Raw genomic sequence first — 25,900 nt, 5'->3', positions numbered from 1 at the left:
GGCTGATGATGGTCAAGCATAGCCGCCCTTTGTGGGCACATTCATTTTTATCTGTGGTGATTCACTCGTTACTGTTTCATTCGGGTCAGTTGTATGCCGATTCGATTGAAACAGAAAGTACATCCGCTTCAGAAGCTTATACATTTGATCCCCATCTTTTTAAGGGAACAGGGCTTAATCAAGAACTGATCGAACGTTTCAATCATTCCAGTCAATTACAGGCTGGACAATATACGCTTGATGTGTATGTCAATAAACGCTTTATCGATCGACAACAGATTAAGTTGGTAGATGGTTCTGAACAGGCGAATACGATTGATGCCTGCTGGACCACTTCTTTGCTGGAACGAGCAGGTATTTTGGGGAGTCCAGATTTCCAGAAAACGCGTGCTGAAGCAACGCATCAGATTCTGGCAGATGAATGTTTAAAGCTTGACCAGATTGCACCAGGAAGCCAAAGCGATTTTGATTTTTCCAACTTGCGGCTGGATTTGAGTATCCCACAACAGTTTTTAAAGAACCTGCCGCGCGGTTATGTCAGTTCAGAGGAACTTGACGCTGGAGAAAGTATTGGGTTCGTTAACTATTCAGGCAATTACTATCGTACAGAAAGTAAATTTGAGCATAAACAACGTCATGAATCAGGCTTTGTCAGCTTAAATGCTGGTGTTAATGCGGGAAAGTGGCAGTATCGCCAACAAAGTAATTTTTCGATCGATAACGACAGTCATCGTCACTGGAATCATATTCGAAGCTACTTACAACGCCCAATCGATTCGTGGGCATCTGTTCTTACACTCGGTCAACAATATGGATCAGGACAGTTTTTCTCAACATTGCCATATCTGGGGCTAAGTATACAGACCGATGAGCGTATGCGTCCCGATTCTATGCGGGGCTATGCGCCTGTTATTCGGGGAACCGCGCAAACCAATGCTAAAGTGTCGATTGAACAGAATGGTCGAGAAATCTATCAGATCAGTGTTGCGCCAGGCCCATTTGAAATTAAGGATCTCTATCCGACCAATTTTGAAGGCAATTTAAAGGTGGTGGTTACAGAGGCCGATGGAACTGTACATACGCATGATGTACCTTATGCGGCTGTTCCAAACTCATTGAGAGCAGGTCTTTATAATTATAATTTTTCATTGGGTCGAACAGACCTTGACCGTGCACAGGATGCCTATTTTTCAGATTTTAACTATGAATATGGCTTGAGTAACAGTATTACTCTCAATGGGGGCGTACGGTTGAGTCAGAATTATCAGGCCGCGCTGTTTGGGGGAGTCTGGGGCTCTTCTTTGGGGGCACTGGGCACCAATGTGACTTATTCTCGAGCTGAGTTGGCCAATCTATCAGGCAAAGATACAACGGATGGCTGGATGGCCAATATTACTTACAGTAAAACCATTCAGTCCACCAATACCACAATTGCGATTGCAGGATATCGATATTCAACGGAAGGTTATCGTGAACTCAATGATGTACTGGGTTTGGCCTATGCTGCCAAACAAGGAGGAGACTGGAGTTCCAATACCTATCTACAACGTTCACGTTTTCAGATCAATTTGAGTCAGCAATTTGGCAGGTTTGGGAGCTTTTACGTTGCGGGTTCCACGCAAAGCTATCGCGATGAACGTAAACGCGATACCGCATTTCAGGCGGGATTTAGTAAAAGTATTGGCATTATGAGTTTCAATTTGAACTATACACGTCAGAAAGTCTATAGCATGCGTGACGACAGCTTAAAACACGAATATTCGGATAATTTTGGAGGTATTAGCGTGCATATTCCTTTAGGGAAAGCGCGTAATCCACTACGTCCAACATTAAGTGCTTATTACAACCAGAGTAAGAACAATGAGAATTATCAGCTCGCATTGAATGGCGCACTGGATCCAAATTACAGTCTTAATTATACCCTTGGGGTAAATGGATCGTCTGATCAGACCGATACCACCTATACAGCCGGGCTATATAAACGTTTCGCTTCGCTTCAATTGGGGGCCAATACCTCGTATGGCAATCAGTACTGGCAAAATTCGATGAGTGCTAATGGTGCAGTGGCATTGCATTCAGGAGGCGTTACATTTGGCCCATATCTGACGGAAACATTTGGTCTCATTGAAGCCAAAGGTGCAAAAGGTGCCAAAGTGATCAGTTCACCTTATAGCAAAATTGACCGCTTTGGTTACGCGCTGGTGCCAAGTCTGAGTCCATATCGTTACAACAGCGTGATTTTAGATCCGCAAGGTATTGCCAATAATATTGAGCTTGAGGGCGGAGAGCAGCGTGTCGCGCCGTATGCAGGTGCCAGTGTAAAAATTAAGTTTGTTACTCGAACAGGCTATAGCGTACTCATTCAAAGCCGTCTAAATAATCAGCACATGATTCCAATGGGAACAGATGTACTCAATGCCAATGAAGAAGTGATTGGCATGGTTGGACAAGGGGGGCAAATGTATTTGCGTGTTGCACAACCAAAAGGGATATTACATTTGCGCTGGACTGATCAGCAGGGTGCATCAAGCTGTTCGCTGCCTTATGCAATCAGTGACATCGAACTGAATCAGCCTTTGATTAAATTAAGTGCAGTGTGTGAGATAGGGGCTAAATAAATGATACTTCATAATAAAAATTTTCAGTTAAATTTTAGATTTCTCGTGTTATGTATTTCCTTCTTATTGATCGTGCTGATCTCAGGTCAGAGTTGGGCAACTTGTCAGATAAATACAAGGCCTCAGTATCTGGAAACGGATGATGGAAGTGCTGCTAAAATAAGATTTGGTAATATACAACTGATGAATCAAGCAATCCAGCCACTGGGTAGTGTAATTGCCAGTACGATTGTTGCACCGACTGAATTTCGTGGACGCAATGCCAATTCGGAATCGATTTTATGGACGTGTGATGAAGGCGACCAGAATGATATTACCTTTCTCGTTTCGACCAATGGAGATGATTATTACGGGGGTCGCACTGAGGTTTCAGCAACAGATGCAGGCGGGCAATCGGGGGTATTTTATACCTATGCACAGTTGATCGGTTTAAGGCTGACCATGGGTGGAAAAGTCATTACTCCCTATTATCAGGATGTACCCGTAAATTATGAAACTGGAGCAGGTAGCAATGGTTGTGAAGTCGGAAAAATCTGTATTCGACTTAAACATATTCCAAACTTGCAGGCAGAGCTAATACGCATACAAACCAGCCCTGAAGGTGGCTCCAATCAGGTCAGACCACCTTTAGCTAGTGGATTATATAGTTATGCTGGGCCAGCAGCGTACATTCAACTGAGTAATAAAACCAATGGTATTGGGCCACAGCCTGTAGCTTTTGGACATGATGAAATTGGAGAAAGTCACACAAACAAGTTTAATTTTTGGTGGGCTGATAATGGATTTGGTTATACCTTATTCAATGCGATGTATATCAGTCCACCCACCAATTCATGTTTGACCACCTTTACCACACCTGTAGTCAATTTTCCTAAAACCAATATCCAGACATTAAATAATGGCGGGGAGGTTTCGGCAGATTTTGAGGTACAGGTGCAATGTCATAATAATGCTCAACGAGGAACCTCAACGGGTCAAAATGCCATTGGTATACAGGTATCATCAACTACCTATGCAGCAGCTCAAACATTAGGATTAGTCAATTCATCGACGGGCGTGAGTGCGCTGATCTCAGATCGTTATGATCAAGATACCAGTTTGGCACAAAATGTAGGAATTTATCTGGTCAATCCGTCAAACAATACCACTATGAATTTTGTGGGTCAGCCTGGTTTGACTGGTTCATTCCCTGCGACCTATGGAACGGGTTGTAGCGGATATTGTTATAGTGCAGTCACTTATCCAAGCGGAAATGCAGCTGGCTGGTATTCCCTGACACAAAATGCTCAAGTTATTGGTTCGCCTGTAGAGAGTCATACCTTGTACCGGATTCCTTATCGTGCAGTCCTGAAAAAATTACCTAAAGGTACTGCCACAGCAGGTCGCGTTTATGCCACCGCAACCGTGATGGTTAAAATCCAATGAAGTTAGTTCTTTTTACTTTGATTATATGCTTGGGTTTATGGGGAGTCCCTGCAATTGCAGGCATACTTCCTGAAAATACGCGTGTGATTTTTGATGGGACTGCTTCATCGCGGTCATTTATTGTCGCCAATCAAAATCCGTATCCTATTTTGGTTCAAACTTGGGTCGATCATGGTTTAGGTGACCCAGATCACGATCAAGCACCTTTCGTAATAAATCCTCCAATATTCAAAATGCAGCCAGATGCCATTCAAGTTCTAAAAATTATTTATACAGGCGATCAAAAACAGACCGATTTTGAATCACAGTTTTGGCTAAATTTATATGAAATCCCAGGAAAGAAAAAACTACAATCTAATCAAAAGCCAGAAACTAATCATCAATTAGATTTGTCTATTCAAACACAACTCAAAGTCTTTTATCGACCTGCAAAAATTCTGAAAATGAATATTGAAGAGATTGCAAAGCAACTGAAATTCAATTTTAAGAAAATTGATAATCAAATTTATCTCATATGTGAGAATCCAACGCCGTATTTTATTTCATTCTCAAAGATTGCTCTTATTTCGAATAAAAATTCTGTTTTTATTGAAGATTATCTCGATCAAATGGTCGCACCAAATGCTGATCAAATTTACCCTATCAAATATAGGATTGATGATCTGAAATACATTGAATTTAGTGTGATCGCAGAGGATGGTTTTGCATATTCGTTTAAATATGACTATTATTAAGTTTGGTTAAAATGTGAAGTTAATTAAAATTAACAAATTACTACGTTTTATTACGAACTTAATCTTATAAATAAAGAATGAATTTTAAAATATGAAGACTTCTGTTACGGTTTTATTATTACTTATGATTGTAGATTTTTGTAAATCGAATAATCTGCAAATTCCTTCAAGTTGTAAAGTTTATTTTAATGATAATCATTATAATTGTCTTAATAATATCTACGATCGTGTCCCATTTAGCACTTGGCAAAAAATTATTTATGAAATTTATGAGCAATATCCTGTTTCTGATTTGAGTATAAAAATTGCAAGACATGCAAATATTTCTTATGCAGGATTACCAGGCTATCTTATTCTTTCCAGAGAAAACTTATATCAGGCTGCCATGGATTTTATCTATTATGAGCGTTTGATTGTAGATTTTAATTCTGGAACCTTAAAGGTAAAGAATGGCCTCATTGAAGTAGGTTGGTCTGATTTTCATGGTAAAGCAGGGCTACTGGTCGATGAAGTGATTATCTTCACCTATATTGAGATTGCAAAGCATATTATTTATCCTCAGGAATTAAAATTAGAAAAAATTTCATTTTATTATGATAAACCTGATAATACCGATTTTTATGAAAAAATATTAGGGTGTCCTGTTTATTTCAATAGTCCAACTATTTCTGTTGTCATATCAGCAGCACATTTAGAAAGTATAAAGTTACCAACTAAAGATCCTATTTTATATGCCATCTTAAAACAAAAGGCGAACCGATTATTATTGGAGCTTCCTTCAAATCATGATTTTGAACAAAGACTAGAAGTATGTATTATGCACTGCATTAAAGAGATTAGTTTAAATAATGTGGCAGATTATTTGAATATATCAGTCCATGTATTAAAACAGAATTTATTGGAAAAAGACCTTAATTTTAGTGTATGTGTAAATAATGTAAGAAAAAAACTTGCAGTTGCGTATCTTGAAAATGAACGATTAACTATCAGTCAAATATCAGAATTATTAGGATATTCTGAACAAAGTGCATTTCAGCGGGCATTTAAAATCTGGATGAATATTACACCATTACAATATAGAAAAAACCTGAAGCAGGATGATTATCTTGATCTAAAAGTTTTAGATTGATTTATCATCTATTTAATTAATCAACAGTTGTTACATATGATAACAACTCTTTTTTGATTGATCCGAAAGGTCGAATAAGTTACTTGTTACAAAGATCATTCAGTATAATTTTATCTACATAATGATCTTTATCATCCATGATTTAACACACAAAATTTACTATTTTGAAAATAACTTTTTCTGCACGTGCGGATTGCATAATAAAATTGCGAACAGAATAATAGTGATACCAATGAGGGTGAAAAAGTCGGGTAATTCATGCCAGAAAATAAACCCCCAAATTCCTGCAAATACAATTGCAATATAATTCATGGGGCCGATTTGTCCCGCAGGCGCCAAGCTATATGCATAGGACATAAATAATTGACTGATATTGGCAAGAAGACCAGCTGCAGCCAGTAGCGTGAGTTCGTGCCAGCTAAAGCTTCGCCAATGCCAAAACATCGGAATAGCCGAGATGAGCGTACCAAAAACACAAAAATAAAATACAATTCTTTCGGGTGGTTCAGTTGTGGTTAAAGCACGTACCGTTACAAAAGCCATTGCAGATAAAAAACATGATCCTAACCCAATAAAAGATAATATATTCAATAGGCCTTCATCGGGTTTGGCCACAAATAACACACCAATTAAACCGACCATAGCGGCCAAGATCATTGTAGGCGTAATTTTTTCTTTTAAAAATAACCATGCAATTAGCGGAATAAAGATAGGCGAGGAATAGCTAAAGACCATGGCATTTGAAAGTTTTAAATTAGCAATTGCATAAAAAAAACCATACATTGCCGCGAGTCCTACGATACTTCGCCAAGTGTGCATCCACAGTTTATTGGTCTTCACAAAGCCTAAGCCTTGTTTAAATAACATAGGAATAAAGATGAACAGACCGACTGCATTACGGAAAAACACGATCGTTGCATTATCTACCGAATGCGAAGCAAAACGAATGCATACGCCCATAATCGAAAATAAAAATGCAGACATCATTAAGCATAACAAGGCTTTACCAACTTGAGAGGGCGGAGCTGAGTAAATATCTTGCATAAAAATAAGGCAGACTAAAAATATATAGGTAGTTTAACAATATCTATTCCATCAGGTAACAGGAGCAGGATTAAATACTGCAAGAGAATTATGAATGCCCCAGCGATCAGACCAGGTTTGTTGTTCACCACTCGCGACACGTAAAATCATTTCAAAGAGCTCCCAGCCAACGTCTTCAATGGTTTTTTTACCTACTGCAATATCTCCAGCACTAATATCAATTAAGTCGTACCAGCGATTTGCAATGTTGTTACGACTGGCCATTTTAATGACAGGAACCGCAGCTAATCCGTAGGGTGTACCGCGTCCAGTTGTAAAAACCTGAACCGTAATTCCTGAGGCCATTTGTTGTGTACCGCAAATAAAATCACTTGATGGCGTTGCTGCAAAGATTAAGCCCTTTTTACTGGGTCTTTGGCCTGGTGATAACACCTCAACAATTGAAGATGTACCCGACTTGGCAATTGAGCCCATGGCCTTTTCTACAATATTATTCAGTCCACCCTTTTTATTGCCAGGAGTGGTGTTGGCACTACGGTCTACTTTACCTGCAGTTAAGTAGTCATCGTACCATTGCATTTCTCGAATGAGATCTTTAGCGACATCTTCATTTGCTGCACGTGGGGTAAGTAAATGAATACCGTCGCGGACTTCAGTAACTTCTGAAAACATGACCGTTCCTCCACAGCGAACAATTAAATCTGTTGCAAAACCCACTGCTGGATTTGACGTTACACCTGAAAAAGCATCACTACCGCCGCATTGCATACCAACCACTAAATGTGATGCATCTACAGTTTCACGCTGGCGCTGGTTCAATTTTTCAAGATGCTGTTCTGCCACCGTTAAAATATGTGCGACCATACTTTCAAAGCCGTGATGTCGTTCATCTTGCAACTGAATAATATCTTCATCTGCTAAGGCAATACGTTTGTTTTCTGCGGTCATATTTAAAAGACGTTCGGGTTGCATTTTTTCGCAGCCTAAACTGACTACCATAATTTCACCGCCAAAATTTGGATTTAGCGCCAGATTATGAATGGTACGAATTGGGACAATAGCCGCAGGTGCATCAATGGCGACGCCACAACCATATAAATGATTTAATCCGACTACACCATCAACATTTGGATATTTAGATAATAGTTCTCGCTCTATAATTTTAACCACATAATCGACAATACCTTCTACACAGTTCACGCTGGTGGTAATCCCTAAAATATTTTTGGTTCCAACGCTGCCATCTTTATTTTTATAGCCTTTAAAAGTAAATCCTGTAAGAGATTCTAACGGCTGTGCAGGACGAGTTGCCAGTTCAAGTTTGTCGAGCTCTGGTGCCTCAGGCATACGGGTTACAGATTCATTAACCCAACGACCTGCTTCCAGATCTGCATTTGCATATCCGATGATTTCACCATAGCGAATAATTGCCTCATCTTTTTTTAATGCTTTTAATAATACTTTATGTCCTTGAGGAACATCATCGACCAAAGTTAGTTGATATTCTTCAATAACGGTTTGTTTTTCTAAACCATGGTCGTTGACCACTATTGCGACATTATCAAGTGGATTAATTTGAATTAGAATTGGCTTTAACATAATGATCTTCCTTGAAAAAACTAAGAGAACCAGAAAGCTTGCGTCCTAAGCTTTCTGGTCAAAATCACTTATATGACTTTTTTGAGTTCAAAGCGTTCAATTTTTCCTACAACGAATAAATAGCAAAGTATGGCGATGATGGCATGGATGCCTACAAACACCAGTGCACCATTAAATGAGCCTGTTGATGCAACAATATAGCCAATTGCAATAGGGATGATAATTCCAGCGGTATTACCAAAAGTATTGAATAACCCACCAGATAAGCCGATCATTTCTTTTGGTGCGACATCAGACATCACCGCCCAACCGAGTGCTCCAAATCCTTTACCAAAAAATGCTAAAGACATAAAGAAAACAATCGCTGTTTGTGAATCAACATAGTTGCAAACAATAATGCTGGTTGAAAGTAACATGCCAAGTACAATCGGGAATTTGCGTGAGAAGCTGAGGGATTTATTCATGCGAATAAGTCGATCAGAAATAATTCCACCAAGAATACCTCCAATAAATCCACACAGCGCAGGTAAAACTGCAGCAAAACCAGCTTGTAAGATCGTCATATGACGTTCTTTCACCAGATAAACCGGGAACCAGGTGAGGAAAAAATAGGTCAGACAGGTGATACAATATTGCGCGATAAAAATACCAAGGAGCATACGTGAAGAAAGAAGTTTTTTGACATTAGACCAACTCATTTTATTTTTTTGATCTAGAGTTTTTGATTTGTTTTCTCCCATCGATGTGATGGCACCATTTCCCTGTAAATAGGTTAATTCTTCTTTATTAATTCTAGGATGTTTTTCTGGGCTATAAATTACTTTTAACCATATAAACGCAATGACGATACCGATTGCACCCATAATCCAGAAGACAGATTGCCAATGAATATGTGTGACTAGCCAACCCATAAATGGCGCAAATATGACGGTTGCAAAATATTGTGCTGAATTAAAACTTGCTGCTGCTGTACCACGCTCTTTAGTGGGAAACCAAGCTGCAACAATTTGGCTGTTACCAGGAAAGGCTGGGCTTTCTGATAAGCCGACTAAAAAACGGAGGATAAATAATGAAGCGATGATCAGAGGGATAGAACCAAAAATATCAACAAAACCAAGTAATACTGTAAAAATAGACCAGAGTAAAATACTCCAGAAGTAAACTTTCCGTGCACCGAATTTATCCAGTAGCCAACCGCCAGGCACCTGTCCAATGACATAGGCCCATCCAAATGCGGAAAAAATATAACCCATAGTGACGGAAGTCAGCCCTAATTCTTGTGACATTGGCGTTGCAGCCATGGAGATGGTTGCTCGGTCACCGTAGTTTAAAGCTGTAACTAGAAAAATCATCGCTAGAATATAGTAGCGAGTTTTATTGTGAGTCACTCTAACTTTTGAGATAGAGACAGCACTTGTTTGCAAATTGTCCATAATACAAACTCTTTTAATAATCTACCTATTTTGCATATCCATGCAATAGGTGACTTCATGTCAAATTCATCGATAGAATAGAGAAAAGGACGTATTGAGTGAAATCATTTCTCTTGTTCTATGATCCTCGTTTCTAAACCGATATTAGATGTAGGACATCATACGACTAAATATATTTATTTAGCAAGTCTCCAATGCACAAAAGAATAAGCGATTAACTTGACATGTTGTATGATGTCTTATAAGTTGTTTCATATCAAAGATAGATCAATAAGGCCAAGGAGTAACAAGATGGCAGCCTCAACACCAATCATTCAGTCCGTTCGAGCCATACCTGTTGCAGGACACGATAGTATGCTGCTCAATCTAAGTGGTGCACATGCCCCATATTTCACGCGTAATCTACTAGTCATAGAAGATAATTCTGGAAACATTGGTGTGGGTGAAATCCCTGGCGGAGAAAAAATTCTAGCCACGCTTAATGATGCCAAGTCACTGATCTTGGGTCAGCCTATTGGGGAATATAAGAATTTACTTAAAAAAATCCATCAGACATTTGCAGATCGGGATAGTGGTGGGCGAGGCAATCAAACCTTTGATTTGAGAACCACTGTTCATGTCGTGACTGCTTATGAATCCGCATTACTGGATTTGCTTGGAAAACATTTGAACGTCAATGTTGCGAGCTTACTCGGTGATGGTCAGCAACGCGATGAAGTTGAAGTACTAGGCTATTTATTCTTTATTGGAGATCGTAAACAGACCTCTCTAGATTATGCAACTTCTACGCATTTAAATCATGACTGGTATCAAGTGCGTCATGAAAAAGCACTGACACCAGAGGCAATACAACGTTTAGCTGAAGCCTCTTATGATCGTTATGGCTTTAAAGATTTTAAATTAAAAGGTGGCGTATTACACGGTGAGCAGGAGGCTGAAGCAGTCACTGCAATTGCACGACGTTTTCCAGATGCACGTGTCACACTTGATCCAAATGGCGCTTGGTATCTGGATGAAGCCATTGGTTTAGGTAAACATTTAAAAGGAGTGCTTGCCTATGCTGAAGATCCGTGTGGTGCTGAACAAGGTTATTCAAGTCGTGAAATCATGGCGGAATTTAAACGTGCAACTGGTTTACCAACAGCCACCAATATGATTGCAACAGACTGGCGAGAAATGTCACATAGTATTCAACTTCAGGCGGTGGATATTCCGCTGGCCGACCCGCATTTCTGGACGCTTGAGGGTTCTGTTCGTGTTTCTCAATTGTGCAATATGTACAATTTAACTTGGGGCTCACATTCAAATAATCATTTTGATGTCTCTTTGGCCATGTTTACTCATGTGGCAGCAGCAGCAGTTGGAAATGTCACAGCAATTGATACACATTGGATCTGGCAAGAAGGTACAGATCATTTGACCAAACAGCCTCTTGAGATCAAGGGTGGAAAAATTCAGGTTCCAAGTGTGCCTGGTCTAGGTGTAGAACTGGATTGGGATAATATCAATCGAGCCCACGAATTGTATAAAGCAAAAGGTTTGGGCGCACGTAATGATGCAGATGCTATGCAATTTATGGTGCCTAACTGGAAATTTGATCATAAAAAACCATGTCTTGTCCGTTAACGATAAAATCTAAAAAGTGACGGTTATATTAGATATTCAGGATCTATTTATTTAGATCCTGTCAGCTATATTCAACAGAGTCCTTAAATTATCTTGTAAATCTTTTATTTTTATAAAGATCTTGTGATCAATCATTGAGCTGAATTTTAAAATAATTTCGCGCTAAATGCTGATGTTAAACTGGCATGATCTATTTGTAGCCGTATTTGAACTTCATAGATAAATAAACTTTTCAATGATTCGTTATAAAAAAATCTTTCACTTTTTTGTTGAATGGTTGCGCTATTCATCAGTTCAATTGTTTTGATGCGATAAATGATGACTGATTTGCGCAACATAGCGAATGCTTACTCAAATATTTTTCTAATGCAATCGCAATGATTCATCTATTGGGGAACATGAGTAACTGCATGGATGATAGAGGATATCTGATGACTATGACGTATAGCCAGAATTTGGCACCTTCTCTTTAAGTAATCTATATATCTGCAATCAGTATGTATTCGCACGCCAAAGGACGAATGCTGTTATCGCATTGACTTAAATTCATTGATAAGCAGTTTTTCTAGCCTGTTTTTTCCACAGTGATTAATCAACAAATATTTTTAAGTATAGAAATTTCTATAAAAAGAAAAGAGAAGTAGATTGGAAAACTAAAACATATGATGTAAGATGTCTGACAACAGCAAATTATTTATGGAGAACTTGCTATGGATGCTCTTGAATTAAAAAATATTGTTTCTGATGGTTTACTCTCATTTCCAGTGACCGATTTTGACCAAAATGGTGACTTTAATGCTGCATCTTATGCAAAACGTCTCGAATGGCTGGCTCCGTATGGTGCAAGTGCATTATTTGCTGCGGGTGGAACAGGTGAGTTTTTCTCACTAACGGGTGATGAATATTCAGATGTCATTAAAACTGCAGTCGATGCTTGTAAAGGAAGTGTTCCTATTATTGCAGGTGCGGGTGGACCAACCCGTCAGGCAATTTTACAGGCTCAAGAAGCTGAACGTTTAGGTGCACATGGTATTTTATTAATGCCTCATTACTTGACAGAAGCGAGTCAGGAAGGTTTGGTTGAGCACGTAAAGCAAGTTTGTAATGCAGTCAATTTTGGCGTGATTTTTTATAATCGAAGCGTGTCTAAGCTCAATGTTGATTCCTTACAGCAACTTGTTGAAAGTTGTCCAAATCTAATCGGTTTTAAAGACAGTTCTGGTCAGATTGATATGATGACAGAAGTCGTACAAACCTTGGGTGACCGTTTATCATATTTAGGTGGTTTACCAACAGCTGAAATTTTTGCTGCACCATACAAGGCTTTGGGTTCACCTGTTTATTCATCTGCTGTATTCAATTTCATTCCTAAAACAGCGATGGAATTTTACAATGCGCTGCGTAATGATGACTTTGCAACGACACAACGTTTAATTCGTGACTTCTTTTTACCACTGATCAAAATCCGTAATCGTAAATCTGGTTATGCAGTCAGTATGGTAAAAGCGGGTGCCAAAATTGTAGGGCATGATGCAGGGCCAGTACGTCCTCCATTAAGCGATCTAACTCCTCAGGATTATGAAGATTTAGCGGCATTAATTGCAACGCTTGGACCACAGTAAACTCAAACTTCATACAGGTTAGGAAGGCAAAGATGAGCGAGAATAACGGTAAACAGTTTATCAATGGTCAGCGTGTAGCAGCCAATGCTCCTACCATTGAAAGTATCAATGCGACAGATTATCAGCCTACAGGTTATTTGTTTAGTCAGGCTACGCTTGATGAAGTTGATCAGGCGGCACAGGCAGCGTATCAGGCCTTTTTAAAATATCAGCATACGACACAACAACAACGTGCTGACTTTTTAGATGAAATTGCAATTCAAATTGAGAATCTGGGTTCCAAGTTGCAAGAAGTAGCAGCACAGGAAACAGGTTTGCCACTGGTCCGTCTTCAGGGTGAAACTGGACGTGTGACAGGACAACTTCGTTTGTTTGCAGAACTCTTGCGTCGTGGTGATTTTTATGGTGCCCGAATCGATACGGCATTGCCAGAACGTAAGCCTTTGCCTCGCGTTGATTTACGCCAGTATAAAATAGGTGTAGGGCCTGTCGCGGTATTTGGTGCAAGTAATTTCCCACTGGCATTCTCTACAGCGGGTGGGGATACGGTCGCTGCTCTTGCCGCAGGCTGTTCAGTGGTGTTTAAGGCACACTCAGGACATATGGCTACAGCTGAATTAGTTGCGCAAGCGATTGAAAAAGCGATTCTGAATAGCGGTATCCCAAGTGGAACATTCAATATGATTTTCGGTTCACGTGTGGGCGCAAATCTGGTTGAACATCCGTTGATTCAGGCGGCAGGTTTTACAGGTTCACTCGAAGGTGGAATGGCCTTGTTTAATCTGGCACAAAATCGTCCACAACCCATTCCTTTTTTTGCAGAGATGTCGAGCGTTAACCCTGTCATCGTTATGCCTGAGGCTTTAAATGCCCGCGGCGAGAAAGTTGCTCAGGATACGGTTGCCTCTTTTAATATGGGGTGTGGTCAGTTTTGTACTAAACCTGGATTAATCATTGGAATTAAGAGTCCTGCATTTGATCAATTCGTTACAGCTCTCATCGATACGACTCGTACTGCTGTTCCACAGATCATGCTCAATCAAGGCACATTGAAAAGCTATCAGCAGGGTATTGATGCTTTACTCAATGAACAAGGGTTTAAATGCATTGCCTCTGGTCAGGCCCCTGAGTTGATTTCCCAAGCACAGCCACACTTGTTTCAGGCAGATCAGTCGGTATTGTTATCAGGAAATCCAAAATTACAGCATGAAGTATTTGGGCCAATGTCGATCGTGATTGCTGTGGATGATGAAGCAACGCTTTTGAATGGACTTGAAAAGTTGGCTGGTCAGCTGACGGCAACCATAATTGCTGATGAAAGTGATCTGCCACAGGCAAAAGAGTTACTTAATCTTCTGACGCGTAAAGCTGGGCGAGTATTATTCAATGGGTTTCCAACGGGTGTTGAAGTCTCTGATGCCATGGTACATGGAGGCCCATTTCCAGCAACAAGTGATTCCCGCGGTACTTCAGTGGGAACGGGGGCGATTGAGCGTTTCTTGCGTCCCGTCTGTTATCAAAACACCTCTCAGGTATTATTACCTGATGTCTTAAAAGACGGTAATCCTTTACACATTACCCGCTTGGTCAATGGTGTATTAACACAAAATTAATTCGCTTTGAATGATTCACCGCTCTTCTTCAATGAAGGGGGGTGAATGCAATCAATTGGAGTCTAAGTTTCTGCTATCGAATTTGAGAGTAGTGAAAATTTTCTGTTATCAAGATTTTTATAATTTCATTGAAATGAAAGTTGTGGTGACGCTATAGCCGAATTATCGTAAAATAATTGCTAAATTTTTCAATTTTATTATGAGCCCTTCAGATTATGTCTAGTATTACAAAATCTAGATCAACAAAAAAATTAAGTCAGGTCATTGTTGAGCAATTGATTGAAACGATTCAATCTGGAGAATTTAAGATTGGAGAAAAAATTCCAACCGAACTTGAATTGATTGAGCAATTTGATGTCAGCCGATCCGTAATTCGTGAAGCGATTACAGAGCTACGATCTCTTGGGTTTGTTGAGACACGACATGGGATTGGAACTTTTGTTAAAGAGCAAAACATTGAACAAAATTTTCTGTTGTCAAATGCAAGTCTTGAAACAATCAATGATATTGTTGCACTGCTTGAATTGCGCATTAGTCTTGAGTCTGAGGCCGTATTTCTTGCTTCTGAACGAAGAAAAAACAAGCATCTGGAAAAGATGAAGATAGCACTCAATGATTTTGAAGCACATATTTCTTCAGGTGAAAATGATGGAACAGTCAAGGCTGATTATGACTTTCATATCGCGATTGCTGAAGCTTCAGGTAATCAATATTTTGTCGATTTTCTGAAATATTTGGGTGAAAAAATTATTCCTCGGGCAAGGGTGAAGTCAATTGAACAAAGCCCAGAAAATCGGGAAGAATACCTTAAAACAGTACACCATGATCATGTGAATATCTATAATGCAATTCTTGATCAGGATGGATTGCTGGCTCGTCAAATGATGCGCGCTCACCTTTCAAAAAGTATCAAAAAATTCAAGCAATAAAAAAATTGAAAATAATACTTTTATTACATGACGTTGGTGAGAATAACCACTAACGCCATGCCAGAATTAAACTAAATTTTGTGCAATACCGTTCATGTTTTTATTAATATTATCTTGCAAAATATCAAATAAACGCTGTTGAGCCTCTTCTGTTCCCCAAGCAATATGCCCAGTAATCAGAACATTTGGGTGCTGATGCTGCAACATGAGAAGTGGGTGATCTTTTGCTGGTGGTTCCTGATCCAAAACGTCTGCACCAAATCCAGATAATTGATGATTAAGTAATGCTTCAATGAGATCGGAATCCTTGACTAAACCCCCTCGTCCTACATTAATTAGAATACTTTCGGGTTTCATTTGAGATAAAACTGAATGATCAATGAGATGGTGAGTAGATTGGTTGAGTTCACAATGCAGTGAAAGAATATCAGCTTGTTGAATGGCCTGTTCAAAAGGAACATAACCTTCACGACACTGTGATGCATTTTTTCGTTCGCTAAAAATTATATGCATGCCAAAAGCTCGGGCTTTTTGTGCAAGTGATTCACCAATTTCACCTTTACCCAAGATCGTTAATGTTTTTCCTTTAAGTTCACGCATAGGGGCTGCTAGATAAAAAGAACTTTGTCCTGTTCCCCATAGTCCTTGTTTAACGCCTTCAACCTGTTGAGAAAAATTTTTAATCAGCTGGATCATCAGCGTAAAAGCATGCTCTGCAACAGCATCACCAGCATAACCGCGAATGTTGCAGACCTGAACATTATGCTGGCGCAATAACTCGATATTGACGTGGTTATAGCCTGTTGAACACAGTGCCAGTAGTTTTAGATTTGGATTGTTTTTAAGAACCTGTTCATCAATGATCAAATCGCTAATAATAATAACGTCTTGATCGAATACTTGATGATAAAGCTGGTCTTGAGAGAGCTGTTGATACTCTGTGTATTCAACAGGAAAATCAAATTTGAAATCTTGATCGATGAGTACATATTTTTCAGTACATGTAATTTTTAGTGGTGTCATGTTTGCACTCAATGAACTAAAGATAAGATATCATACAACAGTCCTTGGCAAAACTATAATAGTTACTAGCGTGCTGTATGTTTCAAATGGAAAAACGATTCGGTGCAGTTAGTTGTTTACCACATCCAATTGAATGGCTAACAGATAATGGCAGTTGTTATATGACGAAATCGACACGGCAATTTGTCCATGTGCTTGGATTGCTGATCTGTACTACGCCGAGTCCTCTTGAGTACAGGACCTGATTTCTTTAGTTAAATAATCCGAGTCCTGCTCAAGCCAATACATCCATAATTTGAATTGTTGGCTTAAGTAGGGTTGGGGTTAAATATAGACACTGTTTTTTCGGTTATACTTAGAATAATTTTAATATTCAGATATTATTTGGCCCTAAAAATGCAAAGTAACGTTAATAAAAAAACTATAACTATAAGTGATGTAGCGCTTGCTGCTCAGGTTTCTCGAACGACAGTATCTCATGCCCTAAATGGTAAAGGTGAAGTTAACCCTGATACAAGAAAAAAAATTCAGGAAATCGCGGAGCAATTAGGATATCGTCCAAACCGATTTGCAAAAGCTTTACGAAGTGGAGGTACTAAGACAATCGCCTTAATTTCGACTATTCCAAGTGCTATTTCTGGTGGCGCATCTAAGTTGGGTTTTATGATGGAAGTGGCGAATGTCGCAGCAATTTATGCTTTAGAGCATGATTTGTATATCTTGTTAGTGCCTTTTATTGATCATAATAATTTCGATGGTAATTTAATGAATGTTGATGGCGTTATTTTACTTGAGCCATGCCTGAATGATCCAATAGTTAAAAAATTACTACAGTATAAAATTCCATTGGTATGTATAGGTACACCTGGTCAAGATAATAAAGAAGTCCCTTATGTCGATTTGCAGTCCGAACAAACTGCTATAAAACTACTTGAACATCTAGTTGAGGAAGGTGCTCATCAGATTGCATTAATTACTGGTCAATCCAAACGGAATGCGTCTCTAAAGGCTGAAGAGATTTATAGTCAATATTGTCAACAGTATGCTATGACTGAAGTCGTGTATAAGGTTGAAGAGCATTTAGGTGAGATGGGCGGAAAATCTGCAATAGCAGAAATTATGAAACAATATCCAAAAACGGATGCTATTTTAGTAATGATTGATACTTTTGCTACTGGTGTGATGCAATATTTAACTGAGAAGGGAATATCGGTACCCAAACAAATGAAGGTAGTCACACGATATAATGGAATTCGTGCATTAACCTCAAATCCCCCTCTTACGGCTGTTGATCTACATCTTGATGATGTAGCTAAAATAGCAATTGATTTACTAATAACACAGTTAAACGAAGATATCGAAACAGGATCTTTACGAGTCATGCCAGCACCAGAAATTATAAAACGCACATCAAGTGTGCAAATATCATCTTCGAATTAAAATTAGGGTAAATTATTAGAAAACATAGGCTCATATTCTTTTTATATAAGATAATTAAATACAGATTTTTTTATTCAATAAAATTTTAAATAAAAACAAATATCTACTCATAATATTGAACACATTTGATGTTCCAGCAAAAATATGTTTTTAAAATTTTATTCTGGTCGGCACAATTCTTGCTTTTTAAACGTCACCCAAATCGATTTGGGTGACGTTTAAAAACAGAGGTGGTGATATGAGCACGGTAAAGAATGGAACATTAGAACAAGATAAATTGAACTGGTTTAAATATCTGCTTTTTGGTATTCAGCATGTATTGGTTATGATCGCTGTGCCCATTACTTCTGTATTTTTAGTTGCTAAGGCATTAAGCCTATCCGATCAGCTCACGGTTAATTTAATGAGTGCCACGTTTCTAGTCTGTGGTTTGGGAACATTGCTACAGTCAATAGGAGTATACAAATTTGGTTCAAGACTACCCTTTGTGATGATTCCAGGTGGAGCCCCTATTGTAATGTTTTTGGGGATAGCACAAGAAAAAGATCTTGCCACAGCATCTGGTGCAGTCATTCTCACTTCACTGTTTTATTTTATTATTTTGCCTGTATTTAAACGTTTTTTGAGATTTTTTCCGAATATTGTAATTGGTACATTATTGATTCTCGTATCGATCAATCTGATTAAAATTTATGGTGGCTTAGTGATTGGTAAGCCAGACACGGCTGACTTTGCTAGTACTTTAAATATTGGACTGGCTTTTGCCACTATTGCAGCGAGTTTGTTTTTTGCACGAGTACTAAAAGGCACACTATCACAACTTTCGATATTACTCGGATTGATATTTGGCACCATTTTGTCTGCTTTTTTAGGGCAAATGCACTTTGAAACAATAACTCAGCCAACTATTTTTAGTTTGCCCACAATCATGCCGTTTGGTGTACCAAAGTTTGATTTAGTTGCAACTATTCCACTCCTCATATTTAGTCTAATTTCAATGGTAGAAGCGACTGGTCAGACGATTGCGATTTCAGACCTTGTCGGTAAAAAGGAGACGGCATTTGAGCGTGTACCACCCACTATCCGTGGAGATGCACTAATTTCATTATTAGGCGGTTGGTTAGGTACATCAATGATTATTACAAGTGGTGAAAATATTGGAATTGTACGTGCTACTCAGGTTCGTTCACGTTATGTGACCATTATAGCTGGCATTATTTTACTCATCATTTCAGTTTTTACCCCACTTGCACATCTAGCAAACGCCATTCCTGTTGCTGTTGTCAGTGGTACAGCCATTATTGTTTTCTCTATCATTGGTACAATCGGTATTGATATTTTGCGTCGCGTCGATCTGCATGAAAAAGGAAATATGTATGTCCTTGCTGGCGCTTTGACCATGGGTCTCCTTCCTATTTTAGTCAATGGTGTATACACCAATTTCCCACACGCCTTACAACCTATTTTAAATAATGGCCTAGCAATGGGTGCATTAACAGCCATCCTCTTAAATATAGTTTTTAGTACTCATTCACAAGCCGATGCTCATCAAGAATCAAAATAAGGATAAATTTATGAATACTGCAAATTTTTCAGCACAGCAATTACAAGCTGAACGTTTGCTCCTTTTACCGAGCTATATTTTATTAAAAGAAGGTTTAGTTCAGGATCAAGCTATTCTAGTTGAAAATGGAATTTTTCAGGACATTGGTACACATGTCGAATTAACAAAAAAATATCCTGACATTGTACCAGTTAAATTACAAGATCAACTGATTATGCCAGGAATGATTGATGGGCATCATCATTTAACGCAATCTTTCGCCAAGTCCTTAGCTTATGGAGAACCGTCAGAAATTTTTAAACGGATTTGGGTACCTTTAGAATCCAACCTTAATGAACAGTTTGTTTATTTATGTACAAAACTTGCAGCGCTCGAATCTCTAAGAGGTGGATTTACCACAGTTTGCGATGCTGGTACACGTAGTGAAATTGGCATGCAATTGATGGTTCGAGCACTTGAAGAAACAGGGTTACGCTGTGTCCTCAGCTTGATTTGTAATGATGGTCGGGCACATAGTACGCTGGAATTACGTCAAAATATTTTAGAAAATGCACAAATTTTTATAAAAAGTTATAAACAGCACAAAAATGTTCATCCTTCTCTAGCCATATCAATTCCTGAAGTTGCCTCTGATGACATGCTTTATGAGGTTTCAAAATTGTGTGCTAACAGTAATATCATTTTCCAAGTACACGTCAATGAACATTTGGCCTCAGTTGAACGCTCTATTATTCAACAAGGTATGCGTCCACTTGAACATTTAGCAAAAGTAGGTGCCTTAGGACCACAAACTTTAATTGCTCATGCCACAATGCTGACCCCATCAGAATTGTTACTTCTCCAACGTACCGATACGGCTGTCAGCTATAACCCTGTCGCAAGTCAATGGAAGGGCAATGCAGTAGCGTCTGCTCATCTGATGCATGAGTTAAATATCCGATTTGCATTAGGGACCGATGCAACTCGAGCAGATGGATTTCGCTTGCTTGATGCAGCTGAAGCCACACAAAAATTGATATTCGGAATCCCTACAGGAGATTGTTCAACAGGTGGCGGTTGGATGTGGCTTGATCATGCCACTACAGCAGGTGCTGAAGCAGTAGGGTTATCTCAATTAACTGGATCAATCAGTATAGGGAAACAAGCTGATTTTCTGATAATTGATCTAGATACCCCTGAGTTTTGTACTTCACAAGATATCACCTGGGATATGGTTCGATTATGTCAACGTGATCAAATTCAAGCCGTTTTTGTCGGTGGTCGTATCTGTCTTTGGCAAGGTTGGCCGCTTGACTGGGATGCAAAAGAATTAATGTGCCGAATGAAGGTATTAACTAAGAAAGCCATAGAAGCTTCTCCTATTCAAAAGCTTCACCCCACTGCTGAACAACATCGGCAATTACATGGTCAAACTTCACAACAACAGAGCGTCCACATCTGATGAATTTTGAAGTCATAAGTTTAATTAGTCTAGCTGTCTTACTTGGTGCATTCATTCAAGCTACTTGTGGTATGGGGTTTGCCTTGATCGTTGTACCTGTCATCAGTTTACTTAATCCTGAGAGTTTACCTGTTACTGTACTTCTCTTAATGTTGCCCTTAAATGCCTATGTTGCATGGCGTGAATGGAGTGCACTCGACAAAAAAGGTGCTGTTTGGATTGGTGCTGGCCGTTTTGTAGGAACTTTTGGTGGAATTGCTATTCTCAGTATACTTTCAATGAAAAGTCTATCTATTTTTATTGGTTTATCTACAATTTTTGCAGCGGTAGTGACATGGTTTATTCCACCATTTAATCCTAACCAAAAAGCCTATATCGGTGCTGGTTTGATTACGGGAATTACTGAAACCACCACAGGTATTGGTGGACCACCACTAGCTCTGACCTATCAGCACCGCCCGATTGCAGAAATGCGTGCCACTGTTGCTATTTCTTTTCTTTTTGGCGAAATTATTTCACTGATTTTTTTAGCTATATCAGGACATATTCATCCGTACTTGATGTTCAGCACTTTATTTTTTTTACCTGCACTAATTTTAGGTTCTCTTTTAAGTCAGTTTATTCATAACAGTATTAACCAAAAGTATATGCGGTTATTTGTGCAGATATTCGCACTTAGTTCGAGCCTCTTACTCATTGTCAAGGCACTGAGTCAATGAAAGATAAATCAGCTATTTACCTAATGTTTTACATATTCCCCTTAAATTAAACAGGTATTTTTCCATGTTAAATTTTAAAAGATTTACACTCTTGAATTTATCACTTCTCTGCATACACGGTAGTCATGCGGCACTGTATGTTCAACCAGAATGCAAAAACAAAGTTAGTGCAGATAATATATCTGATATGTTTCGCTGTGGTACCGTCACTGGTAGTGCCCGGATACGATCATTTTCATTTAATAATGCTTTTTTTAACGGTCAAAGTCAGGATACAACATCTCTTGGGGGCTTTTTGACCTATAAAACCTCTGAATATAACCACATCTCAGCAGCAGTTGGTCTACAAGGACAACAACATATTTTGAAAGGTGCACATGCCATCGGTGGATTTGATAATGACAATATCGGACTTGGGGAAGCTTACATACAGTGGCAAAATAACAATACCAAAATCACATTGGGTAACCAACGGTTAAGTATTCCATTTCTCGGAGATTATTCTTCATTTAGAACACAGCCTTGGCTTTATCAGGCGGCAGATTTTATCTATGACAACCAATCATACTTTATTCATTTGAATGCATTTCAAAAATACAAAAGCTATATGGGGGATGAATTTACCTCTGACTCTCGTCTGAATGATAATTTATATCTGAAGACAATTGATGGGAAAAGTTATAACCAAAACTCTGATTTAACCTCATCAATAGGTGTGGGTAAAACCATCAAAACAGACAATAGTAATCTATTGCTACAAACATGGTTCCAAAACTACCAAGACATCACAAATATTTTTTATACCCAAGCAAATTATACTTTGCTAAATCAACCATTTCAGCCCGAACTTGGTGTGCAATATATTCAAGGAGTTGAAACTGGCGAAGCTTATTTAGGCAATATCGACAGCAAATCTATTGGATTTAAATTAAAACTGAATTTCCCGAATAAAATTATAGTCAATAGCGGCTTGAACTATATTAAAACCAGCAATTATGCATGGCAAAAAGGACGGTTAGTTACCCCATACTCACATCAAACCACATCAGATCCATATTTCGCGCAACCTTTTTTTACCAGTACACAGGATATTGGCCCAGGTATATTTTATATGATTGATACATCTACTAAATATATAGATAACCTGAATCTCGGTCTGCGCTTGACTTATGCTGATATAGATAAGTCATATCAAAATAACAATGATATGTACGAAATCATGCCTTATTTTATATATAATTTTTCTGGTAAATATAAAGGTCTTTCTATCAGCAACTTTTTTGGTCTACAAAAAGAGAAAAATGATAAAAAAGGATTTCTCAATAGCCGTCTTGGTATAAATTATAATTTTTAAGATTTTTTATGAAAATATGATTATGGCTTTAATAAGAAAAAACCATATAAATCAAAAAGAAAAAGCCCCAATCTTTCGATTGAGGCTTTTCAAAATCTGGAGCGGGAAACGAGACTCGAACTCGCGACCCCAACCTTGGCAAGGTTGTGCTCTACCAACTGAGCTATTCCCGCAAAATGAGCAGTTTTGATAAAAACTTTCACAAAAAATAATCTGGAGCGGGAAACGAGACTCGAACTCGCGACCCCAACCTTGGCAAGGTTGTGCTCTACCAACTGAGCTATTCCCGCGTGCCGCCTATAATACATTAAGAAAAACAAGGGTCAACAACTTTATGCAAATAATTCGACTGATTGCATAAAATAAAATCAGTTTGATGCTCAAAATGCGTTTCACAGAATTGATAGCCAAGCTTTACGTCATAAAATCTACAGATGTTATGGTGTTGAATGTCAGAAAAACACAAAGAACAGGTTATACTGCCATGACCTTTCATCCATAAAAAGGATATAGCATGAGTCTTGAGCAACAATTGATTGAGCGTTTAACGACACTTGCACCAGTTCATTTGGAAGTGATCAATGAATCATCAGGTCACGGTGGATATTTTCCTGGTAAGGAAAGTCATTTCAAAGTTGTTGTCGTAAGCAACGAATTTAATGGATTACGTTTGGTTCAACGCCATCAAAAAGTGTATGCAGTTGCTTCAGATTTAATGAGTCCTGGCCGTATTCATGCTCTCGCGATTCATGCGTATGTACCAGAAGAATGGCAGGGACAGTCGCCAGCCAGTCCAGAATGTGCGCATGCCCCAAAAGCTTGAGTAGATAAAAGATGGATGCACACTTAATCACCAAAATTATTCATATGACAGCCGTTGCTCTGTCATTACTGGTGTTTGTTTTCCGCGCAGCGACATTATTTGTCGGTGTAAAAGGTCAACAACCTAATCCTGTAGCACGGGTTCCTTTGATTGCGACTCAACATCTTAGTTTTAGCGTCGTCATTGTAACGGGAGTAATTCTACTTTTTATGAAAGACTTTCAGGTTCAACCTTGGTTTTATGCCAAAATTATCCTATTTGTGGTGCTTTTATCTTCACTTCATAAAGCTTTCAAAAAGGATCAGGATATTTTACTGGTGCAGCGCCGTGCAGGGCTGATCATTGGTGCAGTGGCTTTTGCTGCTATTATAAGCCTTGTTATGATTAAGCCAGTTTTTGCGTAATTGTTTGACACACTTTCTCTTTTTGGCGTAAGTCTAGGTTAAACTGGATCATGGTTTTAAAATAACAGCTAGAGGGAAAGTATGCGAACAAGAGTGGTTTTTAATCAAAAAGGTGGGGTGGGTAAGTCGAGTATTACCGTCAATCTGGCGGCGATGAGTGCAAAACATAACCTCAAAACTTTAGTGATTGATCTTGATCCGCAAGCAAATTCCAGTCAGTACCTTTTAGGTGACGCAGCTACTTATTCGGCAGAGAAGCAGGCACTTGAACCGAATATTGAAAACTTCTTTGAAGATGTACTTGGAACAACTCAGCAAAAAGGTTTAATTGGCAGTGCTATTGGTTCGATTCTAAAGTCACGTTCAAAAGGTTTAGATCATTTTGTGCATCAGACAGCATTTCCGATGCTGGATGTTATTCCTGCAAGTCCAACGCTGGGTGCGCTGGAACATGCATTAGAATCCAAACATAAAATTTATAAATTGCGTGATGCCATTCAGGCATTAGTCAGCAAGTATGATCGTATTTATATTGATACGCCGCCTGCATTTAACTTTTTTACATTGTCTGCCCTGATTGCTGCGGATCGTGTCTTAATTCCATTTGACTGTGATGTATTTTCCAAACGTGCGTTACAAACTTTGATTGAAAATGTGATCGAAACCCAAGATGATCATAACGATAGCTTGGAAATTGAAGGGATCATTGTGAACCAGTTTCAATCTCAGGCCAAACTCCCAAGAGAAGTGGTTCAGCAATTAAAAGATGAAGGCTTGCCAGTCCTCAACAGCATGTTACCGCCATCTATTTTGATGAAAGAGTCACACCAGAAAAATTTACCTTTGGTTCATTTGTCACCTGAGCATAAGCTGACACTTGCGTATCAGAATCTGTTTAGCGAAATTGAATCTATTGAATGAGAACAATGGTATGAAAGGCTTAATAGTCATGCCTTTATTGGCAGCTACTTTATTGTTAGGTGCATGCGCCACAACGGTTAAACCTGCTTATGTTTCACCAACCCAATATCAGTCTTTAAATTGTCAGCAATTGCAAAGTGAATATAATCGTATTCAACAATATATCGACAATGGCGTGCAAACCCCAAAACGTACCGGTGTAGGTTTGGGGTTAGGGCTTGGCGGTGGCTGGGGGCGTGGAGGTTGGGGCTTCGGTCCTTCTGTTTCTGTGAATTTGGGACAGTCATCAGAGACTAAAAATACTGAACTTTCTCGTGTACTGGGTCAGCAAGAAGCGATTGCACAAGCCGCCCAGTTTAAAAATTGCCCAATGATTGTACGTAAAAAGAGCACAAATTAGTCGGAATTGCTGATCTGGCTGGCATAAGCTGGCCAAATT

The 25,900-nt window shown here is 38.9% G+C and carries 21 protein-coding genes, 2 tRNA genes and 1 pseudogene; 18 read left to right on the top strand and 6 right to left on the bottom strand.

The genetic code is table 11. The features are described from left to right. Positions 1-5 precede the first annotated feature (5 nt). The 4 genes from F952_RS16105 (at position 6) to F952_RS16090 (ending at position 5,906) form a co-directional block, all read left to right on the top strand. The gene (locus tag F952_RS16105) at positions 6-2,618 is read left to right on the top strand and encodes a fimbria/pilus outer membrane usher protein (RefSeq protein ID WP_227499413.1); all 2,613 of its coding nucleotides are present in this window, start codon (positions 6-8) and stop codon (positions 2,616-2,618) included. Between the two features lie 183 nt (positions 2,619-2,801). Beyond that, the gene (locus F952_RS16100) at positions 2,802-4,043 is read left to right on the top strand and encodes a fimbrial protein (RefSeq protein WP_228132657.1); all 1,242 of its coding nucleotides are present in this window, start codon (positions 2,802-2,804) and stop codon (positions 4,041-4,043) included. Beyond that, positions 4,040-4,777, top strand: a complete 738-nt coding sequence (locus tag F952_RS16095) for a fimbrial biogenesis chaperone (protein WP_004930702.1) — start codon at positions 4,040-4,042, stop codon at positions 4,775-4,777. Before F952_RS16100 ends, F952_RS16095 begins: the two co-directional genes overlap by 4 nt. Before the next feature lie 91 nt (positions 4,778-4,868). Further along, entirely contained in the window at positions 4,869-5,906 is a 1,038-nt protein-coding gene (locus F952_RS16090; protein ID WP_004930699.1) for a helix-turn-helix domain-containing protein, read from the top strand. A 159-nt stretch (positions 5,907-6,065) separates the two neighbouring features. On the opposite strand, the gene F952_RS16085 is transcribed toward F952_RS16090, so the two are convergent. The 3 genes from F952_RS16085 to F952_RS16075 all read right to left on the bottom strand — a co-directional run bounded on the left by F952_RS16085 (position 6,066) and on the right by F952_RS16075 (position 9,982). Continuing rightward, entirely contained in the window at positions 6,066-6,950 is an 885-nt protein-coding gene (locus F952_RS16085) for a DMT family transporter (RefSeq protein WP_004930688.1), read from the bottom strand. A 51-nt stretch (positions 6,951-7,001) separates the two neighbouring features. Continuing rightward, entirely contained in the window at positions 7,002-8,549 is a 1,548-nt protein-coding gene (garD, locus tag F952_RS16080) for a galactarate dehydratase (RefSeq protein ID WP_004930686.1), read from the bottom strand. Positions 8,550-8,617: 68 nt separating this feature from the next. Next, positions 8,618-9,982, bottom strand: a complete 1,365-nt coding sequence (locus F952_RS16075) for an MFS transporter (protein WP_004930683.1) — start codon at positions 9,980-9,982, stop codon at positions 8,618-8,620. Positions 9,983-10,273: 291 nt separating this feature from the next. On the opposite strand from F952_RS16075, the gene gudD reads away from it, so the two are divergent. The 4 genes from gudD (at position 10,274) to F952_RS16050 (ending at position 15,772) form a co-directional block, all read left to right on the top strand. Further along, a complete protein-coding gene (gene gudD / locus F952_RS16070; RefSeq protein WP_004930680.1) occupies positions 10,274-11,608 on the top strand; it encodes a glucarate dehydratase in 1,335 nt (444 codons plus the stop codon). Positions 11,609-12,318: 710 nt separating this feature from the next. Then, complete coding sequence (gene kdgD, locus F952_RS16060) at positions 12,319-13,230, top strand: 5-dehydro-4-deoxyglucarate dehydratase (protein ID WP_004930673.1); 912 nt, start codon at positions 12,319-12,321, stop codon at positions 13,228-13,230. 32 nt (positions 13,231-13,262) lie between these two features. Next, positions 13,263-14,843: an aldehyde dehydrogenase (NADP(+)) gene (locus F952_RS16055; protein WP_004930669.1), complete on the top strand. Its 1,581-nt coding sequence runs from the start codon at positions 13,263-13,265 to the stop codon at positions 14,841-14,843. A gap of 215 nt (positions 14,844-15,058) precedes the next feature. Continuing rightward, positions 15,059-15,772 (top strand): FadR/GntR family transcriptional regulator, encoded by a 714-nt coding sequence (locus tag F952_RS16050; RefSeq protein WP_004930666.1) that lies wholly within the window; start codon positions 15,059-15,061, stop codon positions 15,770-15,772. Between the two features lie 66 nt (positions 15,773-15,838). On the opposite strand, the gene F952_RS16045 is transcribed toward F952_RS16050, so the two are convergent. Continuing rightward, positions 15,839-16,795, bottom strand: a complete 957-nt coding sequence (locus F952_RS16045) for a D-2-hydroxyacid dehydrogenase (RefSeq protein WP_004930662.1) — start codon at positions 16,793-16,795, stop codon at positions 15,839-15,841. A gap of 86 nt (positions 16,796-16,881) precedes the next feature. Between F952_RS16045 and F952_RS17245 the strand changes: the two are divergent. From F952_RS17245 to F952_RS16020, 6 genes and pseudogenes are all read left to right on the top strand, one after another. Next, positions 16,882-17,016 (top strand): annotated as a pseudogene (locus tag F952_RS17245) (IS3 family transposase); the annotation flags it as partial. A 175-nt stretch (positions 17,017-17,191) separates the two neighbouring features. Next, positions 17,192-18,235 carry a LacI family DNA-binding transcriptional regulator gene (locus F952_RS16040; protein WP_004930660.1) on the top strand — a complete coding sequence of 348 codons (1,044 nt, stop codon included), beginning with the start codon at positions 17,192-17,194 and terminating at the stop codon, positions 18,233-18,235. 238 nt (positions 18,236-18,473) lie between these two features. Further along, positions 18,474-19,799: a uracil-xanthine permease family protein gene (locus tag F952_RS16035; protein WP_004930656.1), complete on the top strand. Its 1,326-nt coding sequence runs from the start codon at positions 18,474-18,476 to the stop codon at positions 19,797-19,799. A 10-nt stretch (positions 19,800-19,809) separates the two neighbouring features. Beyond that, a complete protein-coding gene (locus tag F952_RS16030; protein WP_004930653.1) occupies positions 19,810-21,240 on the top strand; it encodes an amidohydrolase family protein in 1,431 nt (476 codons plus the stop codon). Next, on the top strand, positions 21,240-21,959 hold the full coding sequence (locus F952_RS16025) for a sulfite exporter TauE/SafE family protein (RefSeq protein WP_004930649.1): 720 nt from the start codon (positions 21,240-21,242) through the stop codon (positions 21,957-21,959). The genes F952_RS16030 and F952_RS16025 overlap by 1 nt, the downstream gene beginning before the upstream one ends. 64 nt (positions 21,960-22,023) lie before the next feature. Next, the gene (locus F952_RS16020) at positions 22,024-23,313 is read left to right on the top strand and encodes a hypothetical protein (RefSeq protein ID WP_004930646.1); all 1,290 of its coding nucleotides are present in this window, start codon (positions 22,024-22,026) and stop codon (positions 23,311-23,313) included. A 97-nt stretch (positions 23,314-23,410) separates the two neighbouring features. On the opposite strand, the gene F952_RS16015 is transcribed toward F952_RS16020, so the two are convergent. After that, positions 23,411-23,486, bottom strand: a tRNA-Gly gene (locus tag F952_RS16015). A gap of 41 nt (positions 23,487-23,527) precedes the next feature. Next, positions 23,528-23,603, bottom strand: a tRNA-Gly gene (locus F952_RS16010). A gap of 224 nt (positions 23,604-23,827) precedes the next feature. Between F952_RS16010 and F952_RS16005 the strand changes: the two genes are divergently transcribed. From F952_RS16005 to F952_RS15990, 4 genes are all read left to right on the top strand, one after another. Then, complete coding sequence (locus tag F952_RS16005) at positions 23,828-24,136, top strand: BolA family protein (RefSeq protein ID WP_004930643.1); 309 nt, start codon at positions 23,828-23,830, stop codon at positions 24,134-24,136. 11 nt (positions 24,137-24,147) lie between these two features. Then, positions 24,148-24,540, top strand: a complete 393-nt coding sequence (locus tag F952_RS16000) for a SirB2 family protein (protein ID WP_004930638.1) — start codon at positions 24,148-24,150, stop codon at positions 24,538-24,540. Between the two features lie 81 nt (positions 24,541-24,621). Further along, the gene (locus F952_RS15995) at positions 24,622-25,461 is read left to right on the top strand and encodes a ParA family protein (protein WP_004930635.1); all 840 of its coding nucleotides are present in this window, start codon (positions 24,622-24,624) and stop codon (positions 25,459-25,461) included. Between the two features lie 10 nt (positions 25,462-25,471). Continuing rightward, positions 25,472-25,861 carry a hypothetical protein gene (locus F952_RS15990; RefSeq protein WP_004930632.1) on the top strand — a complete coding sequence of 130 codons (390 nt, stop codon included), beginning with the start codon at positions 25,472-25,474 and terminating at the stop codon, positions 25,859-25,861. The last annotated feature ends 39 nt before the right edge of the window (positions 25,862-25,900 follow it).

This window comes from Acinetobacter baylyi DSM 14961 = CIP 107474 (assembly GCF_000368685.1).
Taxonomy (GTDB): domain Bacteria; phylum Pseudomonadota; class Gammaproteobacteria; order Pseudomonadales; family Moraxellaceae; genus Acinetobacter; species Acinetobacter baylyi.
This window is presented reverse-complemented; position numbering and strand designations above follow the sequence as displayed.